Here is a 14,742-nt window from a genome sequence, read left to right as displayed (position 1 = left end):
CAAGGGGGGAGGGGAAACCAAATTGCACCGTTGGAGCCCTTTCCGCCCGCGCGGAGAGGGTGACGGGTAAACTGGATACGGTGGAGACTTTGCGTAGACTTTGCCTATAAGGATGCGCCATGGCCCTCAAAGTCGCCTTCCAGATGGACCCGATCGAGCGCATCGATATCAGGGGCGATTCAACCTTCGCTCTGCTGCTCGAAGCGCAATGGCGCGGCCACGACGTGTTCTATTACACGCCGGACAATCTCTCGCTCCGCGACGGTAGGTTGATCGCGCTCGGCCACAGCCTCACCGTCGAGGACAAGCCTGGCGACCATTACCGGCTCGCGCATCCGCGCGAGGAGGACCTGTCCAAGTTCGACGTGGTGCATCTCCGTCAAGACCCGCCCTTCGACATGGCCTATATCACAACCACACATCTGCTCGAGCGCATCCACCCCAAGACTCTGGTGGTGAATAACCCCGCCGCGGTGCGCAACGCGCCGGAGAAGGTGTTCGTGCTCGACTTTCTCGATCTGATGCCGCCGACGCTTGTCACCCGCTCCCCCGACGCCATCAGGGCGTTCCGCGACAAGCACAAGGACATCGTGGTGAAGCCGCTCTACGGCAATGGCGGCGCCGCGGTGTTCCACGTTCCGCCGGGCGACACCAATCTCAACTCGCTGATCGAGCTCTTGGGCATGACGTTCCGCGAGCCGATCATGGTGCAGCGCTATCTGCCGGAGGTGCGCGGCGGCGACAAGCGCATCATCCTAGTCGACGGCGAGGTCGCCGGCGCCATCAACCGCGTACCGGCGCCCGATGAGACGCGCTCCAATCTGCATGTCGGCGGCAGGGCTGAGCCAGCCACGCTTACCGCTCGCGACAAGGAGATCTGCACGCGGCTTGGGCCTGAGCTCAGGAAGCGCGGGCTGATTTTCGTCGGCATCGACGTGATCGGCGACTATCTCACCGAAATCAACGTCACCTCACCAACCGGCATCAGGCAAGTGGCGCAGTTCGGCGGACCAGACATCGCTGCCATGATCTGGGACGTGATCGAAGCGAAGGTGAAGCGGGAGAAGAAGTAATCTGCTGTTTTAGATCGCCCGCGCGGCCTTGAAAGCGTCCGTGGTGCCAAGCCTTTGGCGGATGGCTCCGAAGAGATGGTCACTATTTTCGGCAACAATGGTCAAGCACTCCGTCGAGCATGCACGTTCGATCTCGTCGGTCGTCCAGTCTGGTGCACCTTGCTTTGCGAGTGCATGAACGACAGCAGTGCCCACATGTAAGGCCATTGCCACTCGTACGTAGTCCGTAATGAGTCCCTTCGCCTGCTCCAGATCGACTTGCCCTAAATAGTGCGCTTCAAGGTCCCTCAGTTTGCCGGAGACTGAGGTATGGAGTGCATTCATGAAAAGCTGGTTGGTAGCTGCAACGTACTTTGCAGCTCGATGAGTAAGCTCTTCCGCCTCCACAAGCTCAGGTTCTTCTAGCCAAATAATTTTAGGCGCGGAGCTTATCTTTTGAGCGGCTTTCACGGTCTTGTCTGGTCGCTTGGGTTGACGCTGTTGTGCTGGGGGAGCTGCAGCCGCATCGGGATCAGTAACTGTTTCTGATTTTGGCCGGTTCTTGATTGCAGCGATCCCGGCTGCAGACTCGCCTGACGAACCATTGCCAGCCATGACAACGGAACCGATGGCTGTTGGTTCCACCCTTCGAATGCGGGCGCGACGAAGGCGTTCGGCGAGCGCCTTCTCAACCTCCTCCATGCTCGTCACTTGTTTGGGTGCTAGTGCGCGTTCAACCAGCTCTCGAACCCACTTTGGCATACGAGTGCGAACTTCCTGAATGAAGTCTTCGCACTCAAGTTCTTCGCCCGTGTCGGTTCGAACCAAACGTTGTCTATACGCGCCATCGCGGACGGGATAGCTATCCGGCAGGTGGATGAAGATTGATAGTTCGCGGTGTACATAGGGAACCCCGTAGCCAGCTGCTACATGCCGCCACTCGTTACCTATCTTTGCACCGTACATTTCGTCTTGCCACACTAGAGCAATCCGTGTTGCGTCGCCTGCGAGCTCATTGCGGCCCATCACGTTATTGCTACCAGATTGAAGTGGTGCGTGGACGTATTCGATCTCGATTCCGTCAAAGCATGGAACGCGCTCCGCGCGGAGAACGGTTGGATTGCCACCCCACCGCTGAATTACACGAGCCATAGGCCGCAGCTCCATTACCCCCTTTCGACCATGTAGCGCGTCGGAGGCGAAGACTTTCGTGTTGTCCGGAAAGTCATAAAACCGATTGAAAATTTCTGTCAGCGGCGTGCGTTTTTCGCCAGACCCAATTTGCCGGCCGTAAGGCCAACGGATCGTATCCTGATCGTGCGATTGACCGAGGAGAATGACTTCGGTCCAGTCCTGCCCAAGTTCTTGCTTCTTCTCTCGATACTCGTCAGTGACATCCCAGACGGCTTCGAAAGTTTGATTGCCATCGTCGTCGAGGGCCGGGAACCGCTCGCGTACGTATCGATCATCGATCCTCCGAAGCAACACCTCGGACACTTTGCCTGCATGGCACGAACGCATCTTGAACCCGAGATGGTTCCAAGGGAGCGATGCTACTTTCGCTCCTTCACCACGATTCTGGCGACCGTCGAGACCTTTGCTTTTCCTTATCGAGGAGGCGAGGTCAGTCGCGCTCTTCAGCTCATCGGGTGTTAGCCCATGACCCGTGTTCATGATCGCCAGTTTGGGAGCTTCATCGACAAACACTGCCCGCAAAATTACGACGCGATTGCCATTTTCTTCCGGGGTAAACTGAGCTTCGAAGGCGTTTTTTAGAAGCTCACGCATCATTAAGCCTGGAGGGCATTGATCGATCGATTTGGTGACGTGAAAATCCTTATCAGCGACGCCGAGGGGTTCGTAAATGATTTCAGTCATGATGTTGTTCCCTGGGAAAATGTGTGCCCAAGACGAGTCAGTTCTGCAGCTGCCGCAACTGGAAGCGGTATTCGTCGGAGTCGCTTCAGTTGTAGATCGCTTCGAACGCGGTATACAGCTAAGAGTTGTTCTGCCCCTATCAGCGCTAAATACGTCTTTCCGTCGTGCCGCAACGGAACTGCCCCATTCTTCGGCGGTTCGACGCTGCCACTTCGGAAATAGGCCGCCAGAGCGCGCCTGCGAGGATCGGGTTCACATTCGACAACCTGGGCTGTCGATGCGGCTTCCTGCAATTGCTTGGTTGTAAAGGCAGTCAGGTCGATCATGGTAAGGAACATATAGCGTACATTCACACATAGTGTCAAGACACTTGGTTTTCATACACAGAGTTTGTGGAGAAGCTGGTGACCAACGATAACAAGTGCCTCGGCGCGGTGTTCGACGCCCATACCGCGGCAGAGTTCCAGACCAAGGACATCGAGGCGACCATGGCCACCATGACGGCCATGCCTCACGTCACCCATGTCCCGACCATGACCGGCGGCAACGGCCGTGACGGCGTGCGCGCGTTCTACGACACCTGGTTCATCGGCCATTGGCCCGACGATCTTGTGGTCACGGAGGTTTCGCGCACGATCGGTAAGACCTGCCTCGTCGACGAGCTGATCATCAGCTTCACGCATGATCGCGAGATGCCGGCGATCCTCCCCGGCGTGGCCCCAACCGGGCGCAAGGTGACGATCCCCTTCGTGGTGGTGGTCGGCTTCGAGGGCGACAAGATCGCCTATGAGCGCATCTATTGGGACCAGGCGTGCATGCTCGTGCAGCTCGGGCTTTTGGACAAGGCCGCGCTGCCGGTCACCGGCGCCGAGCAGACGGCGCGGCTCATCGATCCCAAGCTTCCCTCCAACACGCTGATCCCGAAATAGGAGGCGCGGGGGGCTCGCATGGAAGGCTTGGGCGTCCTTCTCGCCGTGGTCGCGGCCTTCGTCGCCAACCTGCCGGCGCTTCGCGAACAGTGGCGCACCGACCGCGCGGGCTCGATCAAGACGATCTGGATGTTCGGGATCTACCTTCTCTATATCGGGCTTGGCATCGTGGTGGTGCTGCTGCTCGCACCACGAGAAGGCGGCGGCGAGGACAAATCGGTCTACCTCAGCATGTTTATCGTGGGCTTTGTCCTCTACGGCGCGCTGACCTTGATGCGCGTGGTGCCGCGCTACCGCGAGCCGCCGGCCTGGCTCATGCATTTCGGCGTCGCCGACCTCGTGGTGCTAGCCCTCATCTTTGGCTGCCTCGCCGCCTATCTCTGGGCATAAGCCTACCCTCTCCCCGAATGTTCGCTTAATGTTCTTGCCGGCCGGGTGCAACTTGGCTAGAGTAGAACTTGAGGCTGTAGAGTTGAGCCTGAACGGGGGCTTCAGCAATGTTTGCCCGGGTCACTACCGTCGCCTTTGAGGGCATCGAGGCGCGGCCTATCGATGTGCAGGTGCAGATCGGGCCGGGGATGCCGGCCTTCACCATCGTCGGCCTCCCCGACAAGGCCGTGGCCGAGAGCCGGGAGCGGGTGCGCGGCGCGCTCAACGCCATCGGGCTCGCGCTCCCGCCAAAGCGTATCACCGTCAATCTCGCCCCAGCCGACCAGCCAAAGGAAGGGAGCCATTACGACCTCCCCATCGCGCTCGGGCTGATGGCGGCGACCGGCGCCGTGGCGCATGACGCCATCGAAAGCTATTGCGTGCTCGGCGAGCTTGCCCTCGACGGCTCGATCGCCGCCATCGCCGGCGCGCTGCCCGCCGCCATCGGGGCCAATGCGCTTGGCAAGGGACTGATCTGCCCGCGCGATTCAGGCGCAGAGGCCGCCTGGGCCGCCGCCGACATGGCGATCATCGCGCCGTCAAATCTGCTTCAGCTGGTCAATCACTTCAAAGGCCTGCAGACGCTGAAGCGGCCGCTGCCGACACCTGACCCTGGCGACGCAGCGATGCCTGACTTGCGCGACATCAAAGGCCAGGAAACGGCCAAGCGCGCGCTCGAAGTGGCTGCCGCCGGCGGCCATAACCTCCTGATGATCGGCCCGCCGGGCGCCGGCAAGTCGATGCTGGCGAAGCGGCTCCCGTCCCTGCTCCCGCCGCTCGCCCCTTCCGAGATGCTGGAAGTGAGCATGATCCGCAGCCTTGCCGGCGATCTTGCCGGCGGGCGCATCGGCAGGACGCGTCCGTTCCGCGCGCCGCATCATTCGGCGAGCATGGCGGCGCTGGTCGGCGGCGGCACGCGCCCACGGCCGGGCGAGGTGGCCTTGGCGCATCTCGGCGTGCTGTTCCTCGACGAGCTTCCCGAGTTCAATCCGCAAGTCCTCGACGCGCTGCGCCAGCCGCTCGAGGCTGGCGAGACGGTGATCGCGCGCGCCAACCACCGCATCTCCTACCCGTCGCGCGTCCAGCTCATCGCCGCGATGAACCCATGCCGCTGCGGCCGGGCCGGCGAACCTGGCTACGCCTGCCGGCAGGGGCGCGGTTGCGTCGAGCGCTATCAGGCGCGCATCTCGGGGCCGCTGCTCGACCGCATCGATCTTCAGATCGAGGTGCCTGCGGTCAGTGCCGCCGACCTCGTGCTGCCGCCGGCCTCGGAAGGAAGTGCTGAGGTCCGCGCCCGCGTGGCCGCGGCGCGGGCGATCCAGGCCGAGCGCTTCGCCGCGCTGAAACATCCCCGCGCGCGGACCAATGCCGATTGCGACGGAAGCCTGCTCGAAGACATCGCCGCTCCCGACCACGCCGGGCGCACGCTCCTTCACGAGGCCGCCGATGCTTTGGGCTTGAGCGCGCGGGGCTATCACCGCACACTTCGTGTCGCCCGCACCTTGGCCGATCTCGACGGCGAGGCATGCGTCGCCCGCATCCATATCGCCGAGGCGCTCAGTTACCGGGGCGAGACTCTGCGCCGGGCGCAGGCCGCGGCGTGATCATGATGAGGGCATCATGTCCCGAATCTTCCTAGCCCTGCTGGCCTTCGCTATTGTCTTTGCCGTGCTCTTCGGGGTCCTGGGTTTCTTTGGCGGTCATCTTACCTTTGGGGTGGCGGATAGCGCTATCCCAGCGATCTCTGGTGTAACCGAAAATACAAACACGACAGCTGGCCCCTGGGCGCCTACATTCGCGATACTGATGGTTTCTATCGTCGGCGGCCTGATTGCGGCCGCCCTAGTTTGGGAACCAGCTGTTACGCGCAAACGGGAAGCGATCCTATTATTTCTTGCGCTGATCGTGCTCGCGGGGGTGTCAGGGGCAAATTTTTTCGCCCACGACGCGTTGATCAATGTGAAAGCGCAGGCTCTACTGAATTTGCTGTTAGCTCTGGTGAGTCTGGGAGCGCTCTTTCTTCTTTGGGACTGGAACGCAACAAGGCCCTTCACAAGGGCAGTTAAGCTCCTCAGCATATTCCTGCTAACGTTTGGCGGAGTTCTCCTACCTCTTTTTTTTACGGTCTCGCTTTGCTTGTTCCAGCTTGGAATACCAATTCCGCCAAACCTCTCAACGTGGATCGAAGTTGTAAGCGGGATTATAGGTCTCGTCGTTTCAACAAAAGAACTTTGGGCATCGCCCAAGCCTTGAGCTACCGCGGCGAGACTCTGCGCCGGGCGCAGGCCGCGGCGTGAGCCGGCAGATCCCCCGATTTTTCAGGGGCGTCAATGTTCTGTATAAGCCCGCGCCTGCCCCACCAATATCCCCAAACTGTCACACAGCCTTCGAATTGGTTTGCTAACCGAGCTTTGTTGTGGCCGAATCGGGGCTGCCGCGCTTGTAGCGTCGCTTCAGTCGCGTGTTGCGTTGCGCGGCCGCCTCACTTCACAGCGAGCCTGGCTGAGACATGGCACTGAAGCTGACACCCGGGCGCATCGCGGAGCGATTCCGCGGCGGCCCGATGTTTCCCGGCTTGATCTTTCCCATGCTCCCAGGACTGACGTTCCGGCCATCCCACGGCGGCCTTTTGCCCTTCACCCCGCGCTGGCAGTCGAGGCCGAGGCGGCTCGGGGCTTGGCATCCGCCGAAAATCTATGGCCGCATCGGCTCTCTCGAAGTGCGGCTCGCGCGCAAGAAGAGCGAGATCAGGCAGGCGCAGCGCCTGCGCTACAAGGTGTTCTACGAGGAGATGTCGGCGGTCCCCGGCGCGCTCGCCATGCTGTCGCGCCGCGACGAGGACGCCTTCGACAAGGTGTTCGACCATCTGCTCGTAGTCGATCGCGGCGACGAGACCAACGGACGCGGCTGGCGCAGAGCGCGCGTGGTCGGCACCTATCGCGTGCTGCGCCAAGAGGTGGCCGACCTCAATGACGGCTTCTACACGCAAGGCGAATACAACATTCTGCCGCTGATTCAGGCGAAGGGCGCCAACTATAGCTTCATGGAGCTCGGCCGCTCTTGCGTGCTCAAGCCTTACCGCAACAGGCGCACCCTCGAACTCTTGTGGCAGGGCGTGTGGTCGTATGTGCGCGAGCACGGCGCCAATGTCATGATCGGCTGCGCCAGCTTCGCCGGCACCGACCCGAAAGCGCATGCCACGGCGCTGAGTTATCTCTACCATACCGCGCTCGCTCCGGAGGATTGGCGCGTCAAGGCGCACGAGCACCTCCGCGTCGACATGAACATGATGCCCGCCGACGAGGTCAACGTGCGCGCCGCGATCAAGGCGCTCCCGCCCTTGATCAAGGGCTATCTCAGGGTTGGGGCCTATATCGGCGACGGCGCCGTCATCGACCATCAGTTTGGTACCATCGACGTCTTCGTGATCATGCCGGTCGAAGCGATCAACACCCGCTATTTCGCCCATTTCGGCTCGCCCGATGAGCTTTCCGCGACCGTCGCGCCAGGGATCGCTTTTAACTAGGCGCGGAATATGGGGATTTGACGCTTTGAGTGCCCGTCCTTAGATTTCGGGCGTTATGCGTCATACCGACATCAACGCCTTTCGACCCGTGAGCGACGGTGCCGTCGGCTTGCGCGAGCTCAACGAGCGCTCGCGCGAGATCTTCAAGCGCATCGTCGAGACCTATCTCGCCACCGGCGAGCCGGTCGGCTCGCGCAACTTAAGCCGGGCGCTGCCCATGACGCTGTCGCCCGCATCGGTGCGCAACGTGATGTCCGACCTCGAGGCGCTCGGCCTCATCTACGCCCCCCATACCAGCGCCGGCAGAATTCCCACCCAGTCTGGCTTGCGCCTGTTCATCGACGGACTGCTCGAAATCGGCGAGGTGAGCGCGGAGGAGCGGAGCCACATCGAGGCCCGCATCGCCGGCAATAGCCGCCACCGCGCGGTGGAGGAATTCCTCGCCGAAGCCGGCGCCATGCTGTCGGGGCTTTCCGGCTGCGCCGGCCTGGTGCTGGTCGACAAGCAGAGCAAGACGCTGAAGCAGGTCGAGTTCGTCAATCTCGGGCCGGGCAGGGCGCTTGCCGTGCTGGTGAGCGAGGACGGCGACGTCGAGAACCGCATCATTGCCTTGCCTGAGGGGTTGCCGCTCGGCTCGCTCGCCGAAGCCTCGAACTACATCACCGCGCGCATTGCGGGTCATACGCTGGCGGAAGCACGCGCCCGCATCGAGAGAGAGATCGAGCAGAAGCGCGCTCAGCTCGACGAGCTCACCGCCCGCGTCGTCACCGAAGGGCTCGCCACCTGGTCCGGCAGCGGCGATGAGCAGAAGAGCCTCATCGTTTGCGGGCGATCCCATCTCCTCGAAGACGTGCGCGCTATGGAGGATCTGGAGCGGGTGCGGCTGCTGTTTGAGGATCTCGACACCAAGAAGGATTTGATCCAGCTGCTCGGCCTTGCCGAGCGCGCCGAGGGCGTGCGCATCTTCATCGGATCGGAGAACAAGCTGTTCTCGCTCTCGGGCTCGGCGCTGATCGTGTCGCCTTTCGAGGACACCGAGCAGAAAATCGTGGGCGTGCTTGGAGTCATAGGCCCGACCAGACTCAACTATGCCCGCATCATCCCCATGGTGGACTACACGGCAAGGCTGTTGGGGCGCCTTGTCCCTTGATTTTTCCGGCCTCACGGTCGATATCCCACGTGAGGTTCCGGTACCCCTTCGTTAAGAGAGCCAATGTCCGACGAAAAAACCGACGCGCGTCCCGAAGAGCAGGCGGGACTTGCCAATAAAGATGCGCAAGCGCCCGACCCTGCGGCCCAGGCGAGCGCCGAGTTGACCGCGCTCGTTGCCGAAAACTCCGACATGCGCGACCGCTTGCTGCGCACCATGGCCGATATGGAAAATCTGCGGCGGCGCACCGAGCGCGAGAAGGCCGACATCTCGCGCTATGCCGTCTCCAATTTTGCGCGCGAGGTGCTCACCGTGGGCGACAATCTCCGCCGCACCATCGAGCATGTGCCGGCGGAGGCCGCCGCCGAGGACCCGGCACTCAAAAGCTTCCTCGACGGCGTGGAACTGACCGAGCGCGAGCTCCTGAACGTGCTCGAGCGCCACGGCGTCACCCGCATCGATCCCGTCGGTCAGCGCTTCGACCCCAACTGCCACCAGGCGATGTATGAAGTGCAGAACCCGGACGTCCCGGAAGGCACCGTGGTCGACGTGATGCAGGCTGGCTATGTGATCGGCGACCGCTGCCTGCGGCCGGCGCTGGTGGCAATAGCCAAGGGCGGCGCCAAGCAGACGGCACCGAGCCAGCAGCCTGACGACGGCCCGCCAAAGGCCGCCAATGACGACTTCCCGGGCAGCGGACCGCAAGGGGGCCGAGAACCACCTCGCGGCGAGCCAACCCGCGGCGAGCCGCATCGCGGTGGGCCAAATCGTGGCGGTCATCCCGGCAGGGGCCCGCACAACAAGCACTAACCTCGCTTCGTCACCCGGCGGAGCGTCAGATTGAGACGTCCGCCCTCCGGCAACAGAGCGGAGGTGCCGGGGAGGATGCGGTCGATGCCGTGATAGGCAAGGCGATCCTCGCCGCCAAGCACGACGACATCGCCCGACGTGAGCTCGAGCGCTTGCGTTGGGTCTTTCCGGCTGAGGCCACCGACGCGAAAGATGGCGCTGTCGCCGAGCGACACCGACACCACCGGCGCGGCAAAGTCCTCCTCGTCCTTATCCTGATGCAGCCCCATCCTGGCGTCGCCCACGTAGTAATTGACGAGGCAGGCCTCCGGGTCGGCCGGATAGCCCGCGACCTCCCGCCAGAGCGTCAGCAGCGCCTCCGGTATCGCCGGCCAGGGCTTGCCGGTCGCCGGATGCATCGCCTGGTAGCGATAGCCGCGTTCCCTGTCGGTGACCCAGCCGAGCGGCCCGCAATTCGTCATGCGTACCGACATCGGCTTGCCAGAGCGCGGCATGGTGGGCGTGAACAGCGGCGCCTCTTCCATCACGGCGCGCAGAGCGTCCAGCAACTTCCGTTGCTCCGCGTCTTGCAGTTTTCCCGGCAGATATTTCAAGGCCACGCCTCTGCCTCGACTTCGAGCCGTCCTATGATCCGCCATACTGCGCGTTTACCGGTACTCTCGAGGCGACCATGGCAAGAGCCCGCAAAGCCAACCCCGACGGCTCCGTGCATACGCGCGACGCCAGAGACTATCAGCGTCTGCGCGATCAAGCCCGCATGTGGCAAGGGGCCACGGCGCACGTGCTAGCCGCCGTCGGGCTTGGACCAGGCATGAGTTGCCTCGACGTCGGCTCGGGTCCAGGTGCCGTGATGCGGCTGATGGCCGATCGCGTGGGACCTGAGGGCCGGGTCACCGGTATCGAGATCGACGGCGCGCTCGGCGCCGAGGCGCTGCAGGACCTCCGGCGCGAAGGCGGCGCTGAGTTCGAGCAGATCGCGGCCGACCTTCGCAAGATCGAGGCGCCCGCCGGCGCACCGTTCGACCTGACCTTCTGCCGGCTTCCTGCTCATGCAGATGCGCGATCCGGTCGCCATCCTCGAAAAGATGTCGGCCTGGACCAAGCAAGGCGGCGTGGTGGTGGCGCAGGAGTTCGATTTCGGCGCCATCGCCGTGGAGCCGACCTGCCCGGCCATGGGCGAGTTCAACCGGGTGTTCGAGGGGGTGTTCAGAGGTCATGGACGCAACATGCGCGCCGGGCGGCAGCTGCCGGCGCAATTCGAGGCTCGGGACTCCTGACGGAACTTATGCCGCAGTGCATTTCCTGCCGCTTGGGCAAATGGCGAATATGCTGATCGGGGTTTATGGCGGCCTCTATGCGGCCGGCGCCGAACTTGGCCTCGCCGATCCGGCTCGGGCCTCGGCCTTCCGCAGCGAGATGACCGAGGCCGGCGCCGATGGACGCTATTATTGCCTCACCCCTGTGCTGATCGCCGCTTGGAAGCGTGTTGGATGAGAAACGCAAGTTGATCGGGGCCCAAGCTAGCGCTTCTCCTTGCGGCCCAAATGCTTGGCTCTTATATAACCGCGGGAAACCCCGCCGGATGAGTCGGCGGGCGCGCCGATAGTATTAGGGGACCGGCGCCACGCGAGTTGCATGCGAGGCGCGCGTCAGCGTTAACGGGTGCCGAGTGATGGGCCCGGACGGTCTGCCAGAAAGAGAGGCTATGGATGGCGAAAGTAATTGGTATCGATCTCGGCACCACGAATTCCTGTGTCGCGGTCATGGAGGGGAAGAACCCCAAAGTAATCGAGAATGCCGAAGGCATGCGCACCACGCCTTCGATGGTTGCCTTCACCGAAGATCAGGAGCGACTGGTCGGCCTTCCCGCCAAGCGCCAGGCCGTCACCAATCCTGAAAATACCTTCTTCGCCATCAAGCGCCTGATCGGACGCCGCTACGACGATCCGATGGTCGAGAAGGACAAGGGCCTCGTTCCCTACAAGATCGTCCGCGCCGATAACGGCGACGCCTGGGTCGAATCCCGTGGCACGAAATATTCTCCATCGCAAATCTCGGCCTTCATCCTGCAGAAGATGAAGGAGACCGCTGAATCCTATCTCGGCGAGAAGGTCGAGCAGGCGGTGATCACCGTTCCCGCGTATTTCAATGACGCTCAGCGTCAGGCGACCAAGGATGCCGGCAAGATCGCCGGCCTTGAAGTGCTGCGCATTATCAACGAGCCGACCGCGGCCGCGCTCGCCTACGGTCTCGAAAAGAAGACGGGCTCGAAAACCATCGCTGTCTACGACCTGGGCGGTGGCACCTTCGACATTTCCATCCTGGAGATCGGCGACGGCGTGTTCGAGGTGAAGTCGACCAACGGCGACACGTTCCTCGGCGGCGAAGATTTCGACATGCGCCTCGTCGACTATCTGGCCAACGAGTTCAAGAAAGAGTCAGGCATCGATCTTCGGAGCGACAAGCTCGCGCTGCAGCGGCTGAAGGAAGCCGCCGAGAAGGCCAAAATCGAGCTCTCGTCCACGACGCAGACCGAGATCAACCTGCCCTTCATCACCGCCGACAAGACCGGGCCGAAGCATCTCACCATGAAGCTCACCCGGGCGAAGCTCGAGAGTCTGGTCGACGATCTCATTCAGAAGACGGTCGGGCCTTGCCAGAACGCTTTGAAGGACGCTGGCCTCAAGGCAGCCGAGATCGACGAAGTGGTTCTCGTCGGCGGCATGACGCGCATGCCGAAAGTGGTCGAGACGGTGAAGACCTTCTTCGGCCGCGAGCCGCATAAGGGCGTGAACCCGGACGAGGTGGTTGCCATCGGCGCCGCGATCCAGGCCGGCGTGTTGCAGGGCGACGTCAAGGACGTGCTCCTGCTCGACGTGACCCCGCTGTCACTCGGCATCGAGACCTTGGGCGGCGTGTTCACCCGTCTCATCGACCGCAACACCACGATCCCGACCAAGAAGAGCCAGGTGTTTTCGACCGCCGAGGACAATCAGAACGCGGTCACCATCCGCGTCTTCCAGGGCGAGCGCGAGATGGCGGCCGACAACAAGCTGCTCGGTCAGTTCGATCTCGTCGGCATCCCGCCGGCGCCGCGCGGCGTGCCGCAGATCGAGGTCACCTTCGACATCGACGCCAACGGCATTGTCAACGTGGCGGCGACCGACAAGGCCACAGGCAAGGAGCAGTCGATCCGCATCCAGGCGTCCGGCGGTCTCACCGAGGCCGACATCGACCGCATGGTCAAGGAAGCCGAGAGCCACGCCGAGGAGGACAAGAAGCGCCGCGAGCTGGTCGAGCTGAAGAATCAGGGCGAAGCTCTGGTGCACTCCACGGAGAAGATGCTCAAGGACTATGGCGACAAGGTTCCGGCGGCGGACAAGGGCGTGGTGGAAACGGCCCTCGCCGAGCTCAAGTCCGCGTTGCAGGGCGAGGACAAGGACGCAATCAAGCAAAAGCTCGACGCCATGGCCCAGGCCTCGATGAAGCTTGGCGAGGCGCTCTATCAGTCGAGTCAAGGCGCGGCCGCCGCGGGCGGCGGCGGCGGACCCTCCGAAGGTGGCGACGGCAAGGAGAACGTCGTCGACGTCGACTTCGAGGAGGTCAAGGACGACGACAGCAAGAAGTCAGCATAAGTAACGTGAAGGCGTTGGCGTGAGGTTTGCACGTCCCGGTGCAGCCTCAAGCCGCAAGCCCAAGAGAAGAGGCTAAGCGCCGCCGCCAGCTTGCGGGCGGGTTGGTGTGGAAGGCCGGATGGGGTGCATGGCGAAGCGAGATTATTACGAGGTATTGGGTGTAGCGAGAGCGGCTTCCGATCAGGAGGTCAAGGCCGCCTTTCGCCGTCTCGCCAAGGAGTGCCACCCGGACACTTGCAACGGCGACACCACCTCGGAGAAGCGCTTCAAGGAAGTCAACGAAGCCTACGAGGCACTCAAGGACCCGCAGAAGCGGGCGGCCTATGACCGCTTCGGCCACGCCGCCTTCGAGAACGGCATGGGGGGCATGGGCGGCCACCCGCACGGGTTCGGTGCCGATTTCTCCGCCTCCATGTCGGCCATGTTCGACGATCTGTTCGGCGAGTTCATGGGCCAGAGGCGGCCGCGCCAGCGCTCGGCGCGCGAACGCGGCGCCGACCTTCGCTACAACATGGAGATCGCGCTCGCCGAAGCCTACGAAGGCAAGACGGCGCAGATTCGCGTGCCGACATCCGTCACCTGCGAGGCCTGCACCGGTTCGGGCGCCAAGACTGGCACCGCGCCGACGACCTGCCGTACCTGCGGCGGCATCGGCAAGGTGCGCGCGGCGCAAGGCTTCTTCACCATCGAGCGCACCTGTCCCTCCTGCCAGGGACGCGGCGAGGTGATCGAAACGCCGTGCCCGGCCTGCAACGGATCGGGCCGGGTCACCCGCGACCGCACGCTGTCGGTGACCATCCCGGCCGGCGTCGAAGACGGCACGCGCATCAGGCTCGCCAGCGAAGGCGAGGCAGGATTGCGCGGCGGCCCCGCCGGCGACCTTTACATCTTTCTCTCCATCAAGCCGCATGAGTTCTTCCAGCGCGACGGCGCCGACCTGTTCTGCCGGGTGCCGATCGCCATGACCACCGCGGCGCTCGGCGGCCAGATCGAAGTGCCGACCATCGACGGAGGCAAGTCGAAGGTGAAGATCCCTGAGGGTACAGAGGGCGGCAAGCAGTTCCGCATCAAGTCGAAGGGCATGCCGGTGCTGCGCTCCAAGCAGCAGGGCGACCTCTACATCCAGGTCGAGGTCGAGACGCCGAAGAGCCTCACCCGCAAGCAGCGGGAGCTGTTGAAGGAGTTCGAGAACGCCTCGAACGAGAGCACGAGCCCGGCGTCCACCGGATTCTTTGCCCGGGTGAAGGAATTCTTCGAGGGCCAATAGCGCGCCTGCGCATCTCCGCGCAGATCCCCCTAAATCCGCATAATTCAGCGCATTTTTCCGGGCATA

The 14,742-nt window shown here is 62.8% G+C and carries 14 protein-coding genes and 1 pseudogene; 13 read left to right on the top strand and 2 right to left on the bottom strand.

Annotation, left to right across the window (positions count from 1 at the left end):
• Window positions 1-119 precede the first annotated feature (119 nt).
• The gene (gshB, locus tag ACREC7_RS04120; protein WP_431554424.1) at window positions 120-1,073 is read left to right on the top strand and encodes a glutathione synthase; all 954 of its coding nucleotides are present in this window, start codon (window positions 120-122) and stop codon (window positions 1,071-1,073) included.
• A 9-nt stretch (window positions 1,074-1,082) separates the two neighbouring features.
• Here gshB and ACREC7_RS04115 read toward each other — a convergent pair whose 3' ends face one another.
• A complete protein-coding gene (locus ACREC7_RS04115; RefSeq protein WP_431554423.1) occupies window positions 1,083-2,930 on the bottom strand; it encodes a hypothetical protein in 1,848 nt (615 codons plus the stop codon).
• 404 nt (window positions 2,931-3,334) lie between these two features.
• Here ACREC7_RS04115 and ACREC7_RS04110 point away from each other — a divergent pair, with 404 nt between their 5' ends.
• The 7 genes from ACREC7_RS04110 to grpE all read left to right on the top strand — a co-directional run bounded on the left by ACREC7_RS04110 (window position 3,335) and on the right by grpE (window position 9,774).
• Window positions 3,335-3,859 (top strand): ester cyclase, encoded by a 525-nt coding sequence (locus ACREC7_RS04110; protein WP_431554422.1) that lies wholly within the window; start codon window positions 3,335-3,337, stop codon window positions 3,857-3,859.
• An 18-nt stretch (window positions 3,860-3,877) separates the two neighbouring features.
• Entirely contained in the window at window positions 3,878-4,249 is a 372-nt protein-coding gene (locus ACREC7_RS04105) for a hypothetical protein (RefSeq protein WP_431554421.1), read from the top strand.
• 107 nt (window positions 4,250-4,356) lie between these two features.
• Complete coding sequence (locus ACREC7_RS04100; protein WP_431554420.1) at window positions 4,357-5,892, top strand: YifB family Mg chelatase-like AAA ATPase; 1,536 nt, start codon at window positions 4,357-4,359, stop codon at window positions 5,890-5,892.
• A 16-nt stretch (window positions 5,893-5,908) separates the two neighbouring features.
• Window positions 5,909-6,541: a hypothetical protein gene (locus ACREC7_RS04095; RefSeq protein WP_431554419.1), complete on the top strand. Its 633-nt coding sequence runs from the start codon at window positions 5,909-5,911 to the stop codon at window positions 6,539-6,541.
• A 256-nt stretch (window positions 6,542-6,797) separates the two neighbouring features.
• A complete protein-coding gene (locus ACREC7_RS04090; RefSeq protein WP_431554418.1) occupies window positions 6,798-7,814 on the top strand; it encodes a GNAT family N-acetyltransferase in 1,017 nt (338 codons plus the stop codon).
• Window positions 7,815-7,869: 55 nt separating this feature from the next.
• The gene (hrcA, locus tag ACREC7_RS04085; protein WP_431554417.1) at window positions 7,870-8,964 is read left to right on the top strand and encodes a heat-inducible transcriptional repressor HrcA; all 1,095 of its coding nucleotides are present in this window, start codon (window positions 7,870-7,872) and stop codon (window positions 8,962-8,964) included.
• 63 nt (window positions 8,965-9,027) lie between these two features.
• Entirely contained in the window at window positions 9,028-9,774 is a 747-nt protein-coding gene (gene grpE, locus ACREC7_RS04080) for a nucleotide exchange factor GrpE (RefSeq protein WP_431554416.1), read from the top strand.
• On the opposite strand, the gene ACREC7_RS04075 is transcribed toward grpE, so the two are convergent.
• Window positions 9,771-10,373, bottom strand: coding sequence for an alpha-ketoglutarate-dependent dioxygenase AlkB family protein (locus ACREC7_RS04075; protein WP_431554415.1), 603 nt, complete (start codon window positions 10,371-10,373; stop codon window positions 9,771-9,773). The genes grpE and ACREC7_RS04075 overlap by 4 nt on opposite strands.
• A gap of 71 nt (window positions 10,374-10,444) precedes the next feature.
• Here ACREC7_RS04075 and ACREC7_RS04070 point away from each other — a divergent pair.
• The 5 genes and pseudogenes from ACREC7_RS04070 to dnaJ all read left to right on the top strand — a co-directional run.
• Window positions 10,445-10,768 (top strand): annotated as a pseudogene (locus ACREC7_RS04070) (hypothetical protein); the annotation flags it as partial.
• Window positions 10,769-10,823: 55 nt separating this feature from the next.
• On the top strand, window positions 10,824-11,051 hold the full coding sequence (locus ACREC7_RS04065; RefSeq protein ID WP_431554426.1) for a hypothetical protein: 228 nt from the start codon (window positions 10,824-10,826) through the stop codon (window positions 11,049-11,051).
• Between the two features lie 16 nt (window positions 11,052-11,067).
• Window positions 11,068-11,268 carry a hypothetical protein gene (locus ACREC7_RS04060; RefSeq protein ID WP_431554425.1) on the top strand — a complete coding sequence of 67 codons (201 nt, stop codon included), beginning with the start codon at window positions 11,068-11,070 and terminating at the stop codon, window positions 11,266-11,268.
• A 215-nt stretch (window positions 11,269-11,483) separates the two neighbouring features.
• Window positions 11,484-13,409 (top strand): molecular chaperone DnaK, encoded by a 1,926-nt coding sequence (dnaK, locus tag ACREC7_RS04055; protein ID WP_431554414.1) that lies wholly within the window; start codon window positions 11,484-11,486, stop codon window positions 13,407-13,409.
• Window positions 13,410-13,536: 127 nt separating this feature from the next.
• Window positions 13,537-14,676, top strand: a complete 1,140-nt coding sequence (gene dnaJ / locus ACREC7_RS04050; RefSeq protein ID WP_431554413.1) for a molecular chaperone DnaJ — start codon at window positions 13,537-13,539, stop codon at window positions 14,674-14,676.
• Window positions 14,677-14,742: the final 66 nt, after the last annotated feature.

Source organism: Methyloceanibacter sp. (genome assembly GCF_050728395.1).
Classification (GTDB): Bacteria; Pseudomonadota; Alphaproteobacteria; order Rhizobiales; family Methyloligellaceae; genus Methyloceanibacter.
Note: the sequence above shows the minus strand (reverse complement) of the source record. Positions and strands in the feature narration are given on the sequence as shown.

Bases quoted from the DNA above. Each gene is read 5' to 3' on its own strand.
- ACREC7_RS04065 (WP_431554426.1), top strand. From the start codon at position 10,824: ATGCAGATGCGCGATCCGGTCGCCATCCTCGAAAAGATGTCGGCCTGG.
- dnaK (WP_431554414.1), top strand. From the start codon at position 11,484: ATGGCGAAAGTAATTGGTATCGATCTCGGCACCACGAATTCCTGTGTC.
- gshB (WP_431554424.1), top strand. From the start codon at position 120: ATGGCCCTCAAAGTCGCCTTCCAGATGGACCCGATCGAGCGCATCGAT.
- ACREC7_RS04095 (WP_431554419.1), top strand. From the start codon at position 5,909: ATGTCCCGAATCTTCCTAGCCCTGCTGGCCTTCGCTATTGTCTTTGCC.
- dnaJ (WP_431554413.1), top strand. From the start codon at position 13,537: ATGGCGAAGCGAGATTATTACGAGGTATTGGGTGTAGCGAGAGCGGCT.
- hrcA (WP_431554417.1), top strand. From the start codon at position 7,870: ATGCGTCATACCGACATCAACGCCTTTCGACCCGTGAGCGACGGTGCC.
- ACREC7_RS04115 (WP_431554423.1), bottom strand. From the start codon at position 2,930: ATGACTGAAATCATTTACGAACCCCTCGGCGTCGCTGATAAGGATTTT.
- ACREC7_RS04090 (WP_431554418.1), top strand. From the start codon at position 6,798: ATGGCACTGAAGCTGACACCCGGGCGCATCGCGGAGCGATTCCGCGGC.
- grpE (WP_431554416.1), top strand. From the start codon at position 9,028: ATGTCCGACGAAAAAACCGACGCGCGTCCCGAAGAGCAGGCGGGACTT.
- ACREC7_RS04105 (WP_431554421.1), top strand. From the start codon at position 3,878: ATGGAAGGCTTGGGCGTCCTTCTCGCCGTGGTCGCGGCCTTCGTCGCC.
- ACREC7_RS04100 (WP_431554420.1), top strand. From the start codon at position 4,357: ATGTTTGCCCGGGTCACTACCGTCGCCTTTGAGGGCATCGAGGCGCGG.